Annotated in this window: 1 pseudogene; it reads left to right on the forward strand. The window is 40.7% G+C overall.

The features are described from left to right. A pseudogene (locus tag HC175_RS18500) lies at positions 1 to 457 on the forward strand (hypothetical protein); the annotation flags it as partial.

Raw genomic sequence — 457 nt, forward strand, 5'->3', positions numbered from 1 at the left:
AGGAATTGCTTTAATGATGGCCATGGGCTTTCAGGCACAGGCACAAGATGTAGATGTTCTTGTTGTAGAAGACAATGAAAACACTACCCTTTGGGACAGAAGTCTACCTAACTTTAGATATCCAGATCAACGCGGTATAAGCACATTTGAGCCTACAAAAGACAACAACTACGGTGAATTCGAAGGAGTACAGGTAAGACTTGGTGGTGCTTTTGCACTTCAATTCCAGGCATTAGAACAGGAAAATGCTTCAGGCGCTCCTGAATTATATGAACTTGGAAAAGACTTTAACCTTGCTACTGCAAACATGACTTTTGACATTTTGCTTGCAAAAGGAGTTAGAGTACACCTTAACACTTACCTTTCTTCTCAAAACCACCCTGATACTTACGTAAAAGGAGGATACCTACAAGTAGATAACCTTGACTTCATCAGTGAAGGGTTAGCTTCTGGTCTT

The organism is Salinimicrobium oceani (genome assembly GCF_012037645.1).